The sequence below is a fragment of the Mesorhizobium sp. WSM4806 genome (assembly GCF_055811635.1).
In genome coordinates this window covers 1-12,018 of the sequence record NZ_JBVVQZ010000027.1, presented here as the reverse complement: position 1 = coordinate 12,018, position 12,018 = coordinate 1, and the positions used below count along the sequence as shown (strand labels likewise).

The following is a 12,018-nucleotide window of genomic DNA, read 5'->3' as shown; positions in this document are numbered from 1 at the left end:
TTTTGGTCCACCAAAACGCAAAGCGCTCTAGCGGCAGATCACCACCCGCGCGGTGCCGAGGCTGCCTTCGGCGTCGCGCGCGCCTGTTCCCTCAGCAGGCCGTAAAGCACCTACGATACATCGCCGCAGCCTGTTGCCTCCTCGTAAGCACGTCGAAGGAGCTTTAGTCCTCTGTGGATCTGGCCCTCGGTCAGACTTGCGTATCCCATAACCAGGCCGAGGCAGCTGCGATCCAATGTCTGGTCGAAATCCAATGTCTGGTCGAAGTAATGCGGCGATATCGAATAGATGCCAACTCCGAGCGCGGCGGCTTTATTGATGAACGATGCCGCCATGGAGGGCGGCGTGTCGTGAAACCAGACGACGACGTGCAGACCGGCCTCTGCGCCTTCGACCCGAACGAGATCGCGGAATTCCGCCTGCAGAGCGTCCAGGAGCGCTGCACGTCGGCGGGCATTTTGACGCCGGGCCTTGCGCACGTGGCTTTCGTAGGCGCCGGTTTCCATCAGGGTCGCAAGCGCCTCCTGTTCGAGGCTGGGGGCATGCCTGTCCGTCAGCCGCTTGGCATGGGCAAAAACCTCCTGCAACTCACGCGGAACGACGACGTAGCCGATCCGCAGCAACGGCGACAATGTCTTCGAGACCGTACCGATATAGATGACGTTCGACGCGCCTCCCAGCGCGCGAAGCGGCGGTATCGGGTTCATGTCGAAACGATATTCGCTGTCGTAGTCGTCCTCGACGATGTAGGCCCTCTTCTCTTTCGCCCATCCTAGCAGTTGCTGGCGTCGACCCATCGACATTACGCTTCCCAGAGGAAACTGATGTGAAGGCGTGACGTAAGCCAGCCGCGCGTCAACATCCGCCAGCAAGTCCGCCCTGATGCCTTCGGCGTCGACCTCCACCGGGGCGGCGATGGCTCCTGTCATCTCGAAGACGCTCCGTGCCATCGGGTAGCAGGGCTCTTCGATGGCGAAGCCGTCGCCCTCATCGAGAAGCAGGCGGGCGCAGAGATCCAGTCCCTGCTGAGAGCCGTTGACGACGACGATCTCGCTCACCTCGCACCGGATGCTGCGCGCTCGCCATAGATAGCCCTGCAGGGCGGCACGCAGGCGGATCAAGCCACAGGGGTCGCCATAGGACAGCTTGAGCGGCCGTCCCAGCGCAGCATCGTTCATGGCCTTTCGCCAGGCAAGGGTCGGGAAGTCAGAGGCCGACATGTCGCCGTAGCGGAAGTCGGCGACGAGCTTCTCCGACGCAACCCGCATCGGGATGGCTCGGGATCGAAGCCTTTCTGCGAAAGCGGAGAGGCTGTGTGGCTCTGCGGCTGTATCAACGAGGTCTCCCGGCTCGCTGTGCGCGACCTTGATGGCCACCCGTGGCCGAGCGCCATGTCGAATGACCACGAACCCCTCGGCGGCGAGCTGTTCGTAAGCGGACGTCACAGTCGTTCGCGAGACGCCAAGCTCGACCGCCAGTGCACGAGCCGACGGAAGCACGTCTCCGCGGCCGTAGACCTCCGCCACGATCTGTTCCCGCAGGTTCTCATAGATCCCGCGCGCGCCCAATCCCGACGACGAACTTCCCGACGACGAATTCTGCTTGCTGGACTGGACCATTCGCGATTACCCAAATGAAGACGTTTCGTTGATCCAGACATTACCGGGAAAATCAGCCAGGCAAAGGCCTGAGGCCAACTGGACCAGCGCTTTTTATTCAAAACTGGTCCTAGGCCAAGGCCAGTTGCGCTTGTATTGATGACGCCAGATTGCACCTCCCGAGAGTAAAATGCTTGCCGAGTTCCACCAATTCATCATTGTCTTTACCGCCTACGTCATCGCTGCCGGCAGTCCCGGGCCGAGCAATATGCGCATCATGGCCGTCGCCATGAACGACGGCCGCGGGGCCGCACTGGCAATCGCGTCTGGCGTCGTCAGTGGCTCGATCTTTTGGGGCCTGATGGCGGCGACAGGTGTCTCGGCGATCCTCAGCCGATACGCGCACGCACTCGTGGTCCTGCAGCTGCTCGGCGGCCTGTATCTTCTCTATCTCGCCTTCAAAGCGGGCAAGGCTGCGCTTTCTTCGGACAAGGATCAGCTTCGCCCGACCAACGAACGGAAGGCGACGGCGGCCACTCTCTACCAGCGCGGACTGCTGATGCATCTCACCAATCCGAAATCGATCCTGGGATGGATCGCGCTGATGACGCTGGGACTCGGGCCCGGGTCGTCGTCGCATACGGTTCTGGTGATCCTCGCGGGCTGCGCGGTGCTGAGCGTCACCATCTTCTGCGGCTACGCGATCGTCTTTTCGACCGCTCCCATGATCCGCCTGTATCGGCGGGCGCGGCGCTGGATCGAAGGCACGCTGGCGGTATTCTTCGGATTTGCCGGGCTAAAGCTTCTCCTGACCCGCATCTGAAAGGTTCCTTCATGTCACTCTTCCAAGGCCTTTCAGCATTCCCGATCACCCCGGCGGACGCTTCCGGCAGGCTCGACACCGCCGCCCTCGCGCGCCTTCTGAGGAACATCGAGGAGGCGAGAGCGGACTCCATCGGACTGCTCGGCAGTACCGGCGCCTACGCTTTCCTCACGCGAGAAGAGCGTCGACGCGCGGTCGAAACGGCAATGGACACGGTCGGCGGCAAAATCCCGGTTATGGTCGGCGTCGGAGCGATCAGGACCAGCGATGCCGTGGACCTTGCCCGTGACGCGAAGGCTGCCGGCGCCGACGGCCTGCTTCTCGCTCCGGTTTCCTATACGCCGCTTGTCGACGACGAGGTCTTCGAACACTTCACCGCAGTCGCCGACGCGGGGCAACTCCCGCTTTGCATCTACAACAATCCCGGCACGACCAGGTTCACCTTCAGCCTGGACCTCATTTCCCGCTTGTCGAAGGTGGCGAACATCGAAGCCGTGAAGATGCCTTTGCCGTCCGGTGGTGACTTCGCGTCAGAACTTGCCTCCCTCCGGTCTGCGACCGGGTCGGCATTCAGGATCGGCTACAGCGGCGACTGGGGCGGCGCGCCTGCGCTGCTCGCCGGGAGCGACGCCTGGTATTCCGTCGTCGCAGGACTTCTGCCGTCACAGGCCCTGGCCCTGACGCGAGCCGCGCAAGCCGGGGACGCTGCGGCCGTCGAGCGACTTGACGCCGCCTTCGGACCGCTTTGGGCGCTGTTCAAGGAATTCGGCAGTTTCAGGGTGATGTATGTCGTCGCCAGGCTTCTGAACCTCTGCGACGTCGATCCGCCACGCCCCGTCCTCCCGCTGAAGGACCAGGCAGAGCAGCGCGTCGCCGCCGCTCTCGACCATCTCGATGCGGTTTTCTCCGCAGGTTGTATGCAAGCTCGATAGACAGACTTCGTCAGGACATTTCCATGCTGGATTCCAACGCCTTCACCGTCTACCTGTTCACGGCATTCCTGCTGGCGATTACCCCGGGTCCGGGGAGTTTTTATGTCGCCGCCCGAACCCTTTCCGGCGGTCGCTCGGAAGGAATCGCTTCGAGCCTTGGCAATGGCCTCGGCGGGCTGTTTCATGTCGTGGCCGGCAGCCTTGGCGTCTCGGCGATCGTGCTGGCAAGCGCCGAATTGTTCACGGCACTCAAGGTCGTCGGCGCGCTCTATCTGGTCTGGATGGGATACCGAACCATTCGCCATGCCAGGCTCGACTACAAGTCGCTGGGTCATTCGGAGCCGCCCGTCGGCACGATGCGGGCCTTCAGGGATGGCGTTCTTGTCGAAGTGATGAACCCGAAGACGGCCGCATTCTTCCTCGCCTTCATTCCCCAGTTTGTCGATACATCGTCGGATCACGTCGTTCTGCAGTTCCTGATCCTCGGCGCCATCTCGGTTGCCCTCAACACGCTCGCCGATATTGTCGTGGCGTTTGCAGCCGGAAGGCTTCGCGATGGCGCGGCGTCGCGTGGGAATCTCGTTCGCCGTCTTCGTGAAGGCTCGGGCGGTGCCATGATCATGCTTGGATGTGGGCTGCTGCTGGCAAAGCGCCCAGTTGCCTGAGCTTGTGAGAAGGAGCAAAAATGCATGACGGCCGCTGGCCTTGTACCTGCTATGACGGCCGAATTCGCTTACCTCATCGACATCAAGTTCGTGACCAGACCTGCCTTGACCTCAAGCACCGGCGCGGGCGCCTCGGCATGGCCGATGTCCCGCAACCGCGGGCGTCAAACCAGCGATTGCCCGACGTCTTGAGACGGTCCGTTGCCAAGTCTTGAGAGCCGCGATTGCGGTTGCTGTGGTTTTCAGCACAAGTCCAAGCAGACGGTGAAGATCGACGCGAGTTTGCGTGTGAGCCATTTCGGCCTCCATCATCATTGTCGGCAGGGTTGAACTGCGGGGCGCCTGTTACACTGCGCTTTGCGCCTTACGGCTTGCGGCCGATCACGGCGCCGTTCGCGCCGGGTGCCTCGAACCAGACCGTCTCGATGTGCCGGAATCCGGCTTCCTCGAGCCACGCCGAATATTCGGCCTGCGTGTAGTTTCGTCCTTCCGTCTCGATCAGCATGTTGAGGCTCATCAGCGCCGCCGGCGCCGGTCCGGTCTTTTCGTCATGACGAGAAGCTCGCTGATGACGACTGCGCCGCCGCTCGGCAAAGCCCCGAACGACCGGCGCAGCAGGGCGCGGTTCTTCGCCTCGTCCCAATCGTGCAGGATCATCGACAGGAGATGCAAATCGTGACCCCCGGGAAGCTGCTCGAAGAAGTTGCCGCCTGCGGACTCGATCCGGTCGGTCAAGCCGGCCTCGGCAATCTTTCCGGCGGCGATCGCGGCCACATGTGGCAAGTCGAACACGGTCGCACGCAGCGCCCCATACTGTTTGCAAAGCTCGATGTCGTACGCCCCCGATCCGCCGCCGATGTCCAGGAGGCGGCGGAAATGTCCGAAATCCAGGGCTTCGCCGAGCTTGCGCGCGGTCATCGTGGAGACCGAATGCATCGCCTCCCAGAACAGCGCCAGCATCATCGGATCTTCGCCGTCGAACGCCGAGGATCGCACAGCCGGGTCCCACGTGGTCGGCCGGTTCGTGCGCAGCGCCTCGGTAAGCCTGCCCCAGCCGGGATAGAGCCGCTTGTCGAGCATCTGCACAAAGCCGCCGAAGTAATACGGTTTTCCGCGCACGAGATAGGTTTCGCTTAACGGCGTGTTGCGATAGCGGCCGCCGGTTTTCTCCAGGAGCCCGAGTGCAGCGCAGCCGGTCAACAGCATCTCGGCCGGGCGTTGATGCAGGCCGAGCGCTTCCGCCAGCTCGGTAACCGTGGTGCCGGCGCCGCCCGCAAGGCGGCTGAAGAGGTCCAACTCATGCGCAGCCGCCAGCGTCTTGAAGGCCAAGAAACCGGTCGACAGCGCCATCAGCGGGACGGCGGAAGGATGTTGCGGCGTGGCGGCAATCGGTTGGACGGTTGCATGCTTGGCCGGAGGCGCTGTCCGCGAAAGTTGATTGGCCATGATTACCTCTCTTTCAGAGCAAGTCACATCCGCAACCGACTGGCGCAACCGGCTGGCTTGTGACCGTCCGCTCGGCGAGCTGTGGCTGCGGTCTGCTGAAGTGCGAACCTGGCGGTACGGCGTTACGCGACGATTTCAGAAGGAGAAAATTCGGTTACATCTGAAACTTGTATTTATCTGGCCGGAGCCGGCTGATTTTCTCGATCGTGCCGGCATCACCGTGCGATGCGGCGCAGGGTCAAGGCAGCGAAAATGGTGGCCGCTGCCAGAAGCGGCAGCCAGGCTTGTGGATCGCCCATGGCATGCAGCGTCAGGCCGCTGAGCAGCAGCCACAGCAGCGGGATCGCCAACAGCAGCGGCACAAGCCCGCCGCTCGCGGCAAGCAGGACGCCGAGCGCTGCGATCGCCGTCGGGTCCGGCGCGATGCCGAAGACCTCGGCGCTCGCCCATGGCCGCCCGAAGAGCGGCGGCAGGAGGGGATAGACGACGAGGCCAGCGACCGCGATCAGCAGCCCGAGCCGCCCTGCGATGTCCTGCCGGTCAAAGGCGAGGCCGCCGCGCGCGGCACCGCTGATCGCCAGCAGCAGCGCCTGCAGGCCGAAGGCCGGCGCGACATAGGCGATCGCCCAGTTGATCGCGGCATAGCGGCTCCACAGCAAGGACCAGCCGACGAAGGCAAAGAGCGCGGCGAAGACGAGCGCAATCCACAGACCATGGCGACGCGGCCGCCTAAGCACGAGCAGGACAATGGCGAGGCCGGCGGCGAGCGTCAGGAGATGCAGCGGCCAGAACTCGGCATTGGCCAACTCGAACATGCGCCAGTAGACGCGCGGCGAGAAGAGCAGGAAATCCTCCAGCCGGTAGGTCCACCATTCCGACATCTAAGCAGGTTCCGCAAAAGTGTCCCACGGTTTTGCGACAAGAACCTGCGACAAACAACTAAGCAGGTTCCACAAAAGCCTCCCACGGTTTTGCGACAAGAACCTGCGACAAACAACAGAATCCAGGCAGGCATTCGTGGGCCAGCCCACGAATGCCTGCTTAGAGGTCCCGGACGTAGGCCGCCATCCGCCCGCGCATGGCCGCGTCGGGGAGGGGACCGGTCGCCGCCAACAGGTTCTCGCGCACGTGGTCGACGCGGGTGGTGGCGGGGATGGCGACGGTGACGGCGGGATGCGAAACGATGAATTTCAGTATGAACTGCGCCCAGGTCGCGGCACCGATCCCGGCCGCCCAGTCCGGCAGCGTCTCGCCCTGGAGCTGGCGCGTCAGCGCGCCTTGCCGAAACGGCCGGTTGACGATGACACCCATGCCGCGCTCGGCCGCCAGCGGCAGCAGCCGTTCCTCCGCTTCTCGGTCGACGACGTTATAGGTGAGCTGCACGAAGTCGAGCGGATGCGCGCGCATGATCTGTTCGAACAAATCGTGCCGCCGGCCTTCGGACGTCGTGATGCCGACATAGCGGATCCGCCCGTCCTCCTTCATGGCGAACAGGGTTTCGAGATGCGTCTCCCAGGCGACGAGGTTATGGACCTGCACGAGGTCGAAACGCGGCACACCCCAGAAGCGGCGCGACTGCTCGATCTGCGCGGGTCCGTCGGCGGAGGAGGTCCAGACCTTCTCGGCGGAAAACAGCGCTGCGGGCCGGCCGAGCTTTTCGAGGCCATAGCCGATCACAGGCTGCGAGGAGCCGTACATCGGCGAGGAATCGATCATGCGGCCGCCTGCCGCGAAGAAGGCCGCCATCACCTCGGCGCACTCGTCGCGCAGCACCGGATCGTCGCCGACATTGAAGGTGATCCAGGTGCCCAGGCCGACAGCGGGAAGCATTTCTCCCGAGGAGGGCACGGCGCGCATCGCCGGCGCGGGTGGCGCGCCGGGCGCGGCTGCCGGCAACACCAGAGCCGCTCCGGAAGCGGCGGCAGCCTTCACGAATGTCCTGCGGGTGATGATCATCGTCTGCCATCCCTGTCCCTTCGACCTCTTGTACTCCCGACCCCAAGAATGGTTCCGGCCGACCGGCTTTCCGCAAGGCCAATCGGCGGGGAGCCGGCGGTCGTCTCTGGCAACGATTCGGATATGGAACGTCTGCCTGAAACAGGAACGAAGTCTGCAGGGCCTGGGTTGCGCCAGCCAGCCCGATCACCTGGAACCCGATTAGCTGGCCGGTTACCTGGGGCTGGCTCTTGTCCTGACTTGATGGCGCTGGCGGGCATAGGCCACGCAGCCGTCTACCGTGCTGACGCAGAGCGCATCGCGGTGGTTCGGCGTGTTGTTGTCGCCGGCGTACGCAACCTCGGCAACACGGCCATCGACCATTCGGATTTGCGTGTTGCAATAGCCGCCAGGATCGACATTGAGCGATCCTCCAACCGTTGGGATCGCACCCACGGCCAAGGTTGGAATCACGACGTTGAGATTGCCGCGTTGAACGGTACGCTGATAGGTCCAGATCTGGCTTCCCCCCGCATCAGCGGTGGCAGTCGGAAAGCCGGCGCACATTCGAACGTCCGCCTCGCTGAGACCGACCATCTCTTTGCGGGCTGCCGCCGTTGTGGCGTCTTCCTTCGGGAGGTTCGACGTGTCGTCAGGGGCGACGCAGGAGGACACGATCGAACTGCCGGCAAAGAGAACAAGAGGGACAAGCTTGCGGATGCGGGAAAATATCATGTGACCGCGAACTTAGGCGAGCAGACAACCGAGTCAACCTGCACAACTTCACGATGTCGTTGGTCGTGCCGCTCGGCTGGACTTGACGCGCGACGGCCCGGATAGCTGCTCACGCTTGCCCGATGATGTCAGGCGTTACGCGATGTAAAATACGTACTTTCCTGACGATGTGGATAAACAATGCTTTTCAGTCACACAAAATGATGAAACAATGAGATTGAGATCAGGGAAAATTCGATGCGCAACGTCAGCGGACATGGCAAGCGCCTGTCCTATTACGATTTCGGGCACACGACGGTGTACGCCTCCCGCTTCGACCAGCGCTTCCCCTATTGCGCCTATGTCCCCGACGACTATGACGAGGACAGCGACAAGACCTATCCGCTGGCGGTGATCGTGCATGGCACCGAGCGCGGCATGCTCGCCTACCGGGACGCCTTCGCCGACTTCGCTGAACAGAACGGCGTGATCGTGCTCGCCCCGCTGTTCCCGGCGAATATCTGTTTTCCGGGCGATCTTTCCTCTTACAAGATGCTGCGCCAGGGCGACCTCCATTACGATGCCGTGCTGCTCGACATGGTCGAGGAGATGCGCGAGCGCTATCGCATCCGCGGCGACCGCGTGCTGATGTACGGCTTCTCCGGCGGCGGTCATTTCACCCATCGTTTCCTGTTCCTCCATCCCGAACGTCTGCTGGCGGCATCGATCGGTGCGCCGGGCGTCGTGACCCTGCTCGACTTCGATCACGATTTCTGGGTCGGGGTGCGCGACTTCGAGAAAGTGTTCGGCAAGGCCATCGACCTCGACGCCATGCGCAAGGTCGCCGTGCAGATGGTGATCGGTGGTGACGATCTCCAAACCTGGGAGATCACCATCAAGCCGGAGGATGACTGGTGGATGCCCGGCGCCGATCTCGCCGGCGCGACCCGCAACGACCGGATCAGATCGTTGAAGGGCAGCCTGGAGAGACATGGCGTCGAGGTGCAGTTGGATGTCGTGCCTGGCATCGCTCACAACGACGGCGCGCTCATCGCCAAGGCCAAGGAGTTCTTTGCGCGGACATTGAATGCGGCGCCCGCCTGAAAAACTGCTGTCAAACTGGAGATAAAAAATGGGAACAGGATTGATGATGGGAAGACGATTGTTCCAGGTGCTGGCGACAATCGCGGTGATGATTTGTGCACTGCCGGCGATGGCGCAGGAGCAGCCGAAAACCGGCGGCGCGCTCAAGGTCCGCATCAACGCAGACATCCGCGCCACCGACGGTCTCAATCGCGACGCAAACACCGACACTGTGCTGCACCATATCTTTGAGACGCTGGTGGCTTATCGCGCCGATCTCACGGTCGGCCCGGCATTGGCCGAATCCTGGACAGTATCGGACGACGGCAAGACCTATGCTTTCACGTTGCGCGCCGGCGCGGTTTTCCACAATGGCGACGCCGTGACCTCGTCCGACGTCAAATGGAACTGGGACCGCCGCATGGACCCGGCCAATCAGTGGTTCTGCATTCCCTTCTTCGACGGCAGCCAGGGCCTCAAGGTCGAGCAAGTGGCGACGCCTGATCCACGCACCGTGGTCTTCACGCTCAAGGCGCCGAACGCGCTGTTTCTGGCGCAACTCGCCAGTGTCCAATGCAATGGCTGGGTCGCCAGCCCGAAGAATGTCGGCGCCGACGGCAAGTGGCTCGCCGATTCCGCCATCGGCACCGGCCCGTTCACGCTGAAGGAATGGGTCAAGGGCCAGTATCTGGTGCTTGAGCGCTTTGCAGACTACAAGCCGGTGAAGGAGGCGCCGAGCGGCTTTGCCGGCAGCCGTGAGGCTTATGTCGACGAGGTGCGCTTCATGGTCATCCCCGACACGGCGGCGGCGGAAACCGCGCTGTTTGCCGGCGAACTCGATGTCCTGCCCGATCTTGAATCATCGCGTGCCGAGGAAGCCAAGTCGCGCGGCATGACGGTGCTGTCGACGCAAGGCCTGTCGTGGACGGTGATCCTGCTGCAGACCAAGGACCCGCTGCTGTCGAACGTCAAAATACGGGAGGCGCTGGCGCATGCCGCCGACATCAACCAGATCGCCGCCGCCAGCACCAGCGGTGCCGCCACGGGAGGTCCCTCGGCCGTCGCCCAGGCGAGCTCGTTCTTCGACGACGATTTCCTCAAATGGCCGGAATACGACCCGGCCAAGGCCAAGGCCCTGCTGGACGAAGCCGGTTACAAGGGCGAGCCGATCAAGATCCAGACCAACACCCGCTACCAGGGCATGTACGAGAACGCCGTGCTGCTGCAGGCGATGCTGACGGCCGCAGGCTTCAACGCCCAGCTCGAAGTGCTGGATTGGGCGGCACAGCTCGACAACTACCTTGTCGGCAAATTCCAGATCCAGTCCTTTGGCTATTCGGCTCGTCTCGATCCGTCGCTGATGTATGGCGTCATCCTTGGCGACAAGGCGACCGACCCGACGGCGCAGTGGGACAGCAAGGAGGCTCTCGATCTCTACACGAAGTCGATGGCCACGACCGACGCCGGGCAACGCAAGGCACTGTTCAAGCAGCTCCATGCACTCATGGCAAAGGATGTGCCGATCCTTGGCCTCTATTACGAGCCGTCCCTCGATGCCGTGTCGCCGAAAGTAAAGGGCTATTCGGTATGGCCCGCGGCAAACCCCCATGTATGGGGTGTCTGGAAAAGCGAATAGGCCGGCGGTTCTCCTGTCGCCAAAAGATCGGAGGCGTGTTGCCCTCCGATCTTTCGTTTGAAGGTACCTGGTGGTGAAAACCTGACGGTTGGTACCCGTCGTGGAAGACCTCTCTGGGTAGGATTTTGCGTTCACGTTCGCAATTAGAACGAGCAACCAGCGCCAATTCCAGTCATTCGTAGCCCTCCTCCAAACCTGACGTTCGCGCTACAGCTCGGCGATCCTGAGCCGACTGTCGGACGGTATGGCTGCCCGGATCCGCCTGGTCAGATCATATGCACGAGGTAGGGTTTTGCCATCTCTTCCTGCACATAGGTTATTCCCTGTTCGGCCAGCGCCGCGTGCAACGTTTGCGCCGTGGTTTTGAAGATGAGTTGGCCTTCGACGCAAACCTTGTGTTCGCGCGCCCTTCTCCGGAACCACAGTGCCTGCATATATGGCACGCTGCGCCTTAGGCCGACTTGCCGAGAGCTTTTCAGGATAAACCGAATCTGCTCACGCAGGCCCGCGTCGGTGTCTTCGCCGTGTTGAACGCAGTGCTCGATCAGAATCGGGTGGAAGAACGGCGTGAACGCGGTGTTGACCGCACGGGCGGCTTCTGCCGGTCCTCGACCTTGAGTTCGCCCGCCTCGGTCCCCTCGCGAATGATCGGCACAAAGATCGTCACCATTCGCTCGATATGCGACTTGATGATCGCCCGGTTCTCCTGCATGGCGGCGACGATCGTGTCGTGCATGCGCCTTTCCGGGAGTTGACACTCTCGACACTGCGCGAGAAAGGGGCGCATCTTCGAGGCGCCCGCGTCCGCGACTGAGGCGGGCGCTCTTCCATGTTTACGAAAGGAACACCCCTATGAGGATCGGAATCATCGGCGCTGGAAACATCGGCGCCACATTGGTGCGAATGCTTCGGCGCGTCCTCTCCTTAAAGCCGTCACCGGGCTTGCAATGCGGTGGCGCATTATGACGTTGGCCGCATGAGCACGTCCGCACAACCAGTGCGTCTGGTCCGCCCCGAAAAGAAGCGGCGTCGCATCCCCATTGCAGTCATCATGGCGATGAGTTTCGGCAGCCTCGTGTTCCTGTCGGTCGGCGGCGTGCTCGCATTGTCGGTCGGCGCCAACCTTCGCAACACTTTCGACCTGCTCGGCGCCCAGTCGACGCTCCTGATCGATGCGATGGAGGAT

14 protein-coding genes are annotated in these 12,018 nt (G+C 62.5%); 6 read left to right on the top strand and 8 right to left on the bottom strand.

Annotated features, from left to right (window positions below; translation table 11 throughout):
* Positions 1 to 110 precede the first annotated feature (110 nt).
* Positions 111 to 1,619, bottom strand: coding sequence for a MocR-like pyridoxine biosynthesis transcription factor PdxR (gene pdxR / locus AC0L2M_RS30850; protein ID WP_473536815.1), 1,509 nt, complete (start codon positions 1,617 to 1,619; stop codon positions 111 to 113).
* Between the two features lie 169 nt (positions 1,620 to 1,788).
* Between pdxR and AC0L2M_RS30845 the strand changes: the two genes are divergently transcribed.
* Genes AC0L2M_RS30845 through AC0L2M_RS30835 form a run of 3 tightly spaced genes read left to right on the top strand, consistent with a single transcriptional unit; the run spans position 1,789 to position 4,018 of the window.
* Positions 1,789 to 2,421: a LysE family translocator gene (locus AC0L2M_RS30845; protein WP_473536814.1), complete on the top strand. Its 633-nt coding sequence runs from the start codon at positions 1,789 to 1,791 to the stop codon at positions 2,419 to 2,421.
* 11 nt (positions 2,422 to 2,432) lie between these two features.
* On the top strand, positions 2,433 to 3,353 hold the full coding sequence (locus AC0L2M_RS30840; protein ID WP_128183971.1) for a dihydrodipicolinate synthase family protein: 921 nt from the start codon (positions 2,433 to 2,435) through the stop codon (positions 3,351 to 3,353).
* 23 nt (positions 3,354 to 3,376) lie between these two features.
* The gene (locus AC0L2M_RS30835) at positions 3,377 to 4,018 is read left to right on the top strand and encodes a LysE family translocator (protein WP_473536813.1); all 642 of its coding nucleotides are present in this window, start codon (positions 3,377 to 3,379) and stop codon (positions 4,016 to 4,018) included.
* Between the two features lie 364 nt (positions 4,019 to 4,382).
* On the opposite strand, the gene AC0L2M_RS30830 is transcribed toward AC0L2M_RS30835, so the two are convergent.
* The 5 genes from AC0L2M_RS30830 to AC0L2M_RS30810 all read right to left on the bottom strand — a co-directional run bounded on the left by AC0L2M_RS30830 (position 4,383) and on the right by AC0L2M_RS30810 (position 8,134).
* Entirely contained in the window at positions 4,383 to 4,535 is a 153-nt protein-coding gene (locus AC0L2M_RS30830; RefSeq protein WP_473536812.1) for a hypothetical protein, read from the bottom strand.
* Positions 4,535 to 5,368, bottom strand: a complete 834-nt coding sequence (locus AC0L2M_RS30825) for a methyltransferase (protein ID WP_473536811.1) — start codon at positions 5,366 to 5,368, stop codon at positions 4,535 to 4,537. Before AC0L2M_RS30825 ends, AC0L2M_RS30830 begins: the two co-directional genes overlap by 1 nt.
* 311 nt (positions 5,369 to 5,679) lie before the next feature.
* Positions 5,680 to 6,345 (bottom strand): DUF6064 family protein, encoded by a 666-nt coding sequence (locus tag AC0L2M_RS30820; RefSeq protein ID WP_473536810.1) that lies wholly within the window; start codon positions 6,343 to 6,345, stop codon positions 5,680 to 5,682.
* Between the two features lie 160 nt (positions 6,346 to 6,505).
* Positions 6,506 to 7,321, bottom strand: a complete 816-nt coding sequence (locus tag AC0L2M_RS30815; RefSeq protein ID WP_473536833.1) for an aldo/keto reductase — start codon at positions 7,319 to 7,321, stop codon at positions 6,506 to 6,508.
* A 312-nt stretch (positions 7,322 to 7,633) separates the two neighbouring features.
* A complete protein-coding gene (locus tag AC0L2M_RS30810; RefSeq protein ID WP_287171143.1) occupies positions 7,634 to 8,134 on the bottom strand; it encodes a hypothetical protein in 501 nt (166 codons plus the stop codon).
* A 237-nt stretch (positions 8,135 to 8,371) separates the two neighbouring features.
* On the opposite strand from AC0L2M_RS30810, the gene AC0L2M_RS30805 reads away from it, so the two are divergent.
* Complete coding sequence (locus AC0L2M_RS30805) at positions 8,372 to 9,217, top strand: alpha/beta hydrolase (RefSeq protein ID WP_473536808.1); 846 nt, start codon at positions 8,372 to 8,374, stop codon at positions 9,215 to 9,217.
* Between the two features lie 28 nt (positions 9,218 to 9,245).
* On the top strand, positions 9,246 to 10,832 hold the full coding sequence (locus tag AC0L2M_RS30800) for an ABC transporter substrate-binding protein (protein ID WP_473536807.1): 1,587 nt from the start codon (positions 9,246 to 9,248) through the stop codon (positions 10,830 to 10,832).
* A gap of 266 nt (positions 10,833 to 11,098) precedes the next feature.
* Here AC0L2M_RS30800 and AC0L2M_RS30795 read toward each other — a convergent pair whose 3' ends face one another.
* A complete protein-coding gene (locus tag AC0L2M_RS30795; RefSeq protein WP_473536806.1) occupies positions 11,099 to 11,275 on the bottom strand; it encodes a hypothetical protein in 177 nt (58 codons plus the stop codon).
* A 101-nt stretch (positions 11,276 to 11,376) separates the two neighbouring features.
* Complete coding sequence (locus tag AC0L2M_RS30790) at positions 11,377 to 11,568, bottom strand: hypothetical protein (protein WP_023797816.1); 192 nt, start codon at positions 11,566 to 11,568, stop codon at positions 11,377 to 11,379.
* Positions 11,569 to 11,808: 240 nt separating this feature from the next.
* On the opposite strand from AC0L2M_RS30790, the gene AC0L2M_RS30785 reads away from it, so the two are divergent.
* The coding region (locus AC0L2M_RS30785) for a hypothetical protein (protein ID WP_473536805.1) at positions 11,809 to 12,018 on the top strand (210 nt) is incomplete at its 3' end.

Coding starts and splice junctions, on each gene's coding strand:
- pdxR (WP_473536815.1), bottom strand. CDS start 1,619: ATGGTCCAGTCCAGCAAGCAGAATTCGTCGTCGGGAAGTTCGTCGTCG.
- AC0L2M_RS30845 (WP_473536814.1), top strand. CDS start 1,789: ATGCTTGCCGAGTTCCACCAATTCATCATTGTCTTTACCGCCTACGTC.
- AC0L2M_RS30840 (WP_128183971.1), top strand. CDS start 2,433: ATGTCACTCTTCCAAGGCCTTTCAGCATTCCCGATCACCCCGGCGGAC.
- AC0L2M_RS30835 (WP_473536813.1), top strand. CDS start 3,377: ATGCTGGATTCCAACGCCTTCACCGTCTACCTGTTCACGGCATTCCTG.
- AC0L2M_RS30830 (WP_473536812.1), bottom strand. CDS start 4,535: ATGAGCCTCAACATGCTGATCGAGACGGAAGGACGAAACTACACGCAG.
- AC0L2M_RS30825 (WP_473536811.1), bottom strand. CDS start 5,368: ATGGCGCTGTCGACCGGTTTCTTGGCCTTCAAGACGCTGGCGGCTGCG.
- AC0L2M_RS30820 (WP_473536810.1), bottom strand. CDS start 6,345: ATGTCGGAATGGTGGACCTACCGGCTGGAGGATTTCCTGCTCTTCTCG.
- AC0L2M_RS30815 (WP_473536833.1), bottom strand. CDS start 7,321: ATGCGCGCCGTGCCCTCCTCGGGAGAAATGCTTCCCGCTGTCGGCCTG.
- AC0L2M_RS30810 (WP_287171143.1), bottom strand. CDS start 8,134: ATGATATTTTCCCGCATCCGCAAGCTTGTCCCTCTTGTTCTCTTTGCC.
- AC0L2M_RS30805 (WP_473536808.1), top strand. CDS start 8,372: ATGCGCAACGTCAGCGGACATGGCAAGCGCCTGTCCTATTACGATTTC.
- AC0L2M_RS30800 (WP_473536807.1), top strand. CDS start 9,246: ATGGGAACAGGATTGATGATGGGAAGACGATTGTTCCAGGTGCTGGCG.
- AC0L2M_RS30790 (WP_023797816.1), bottom strand. CDS start 11,568: ATGCACGACACGATCGTCGCCGCCATGCAGGAGAACCGGGCGATCATC.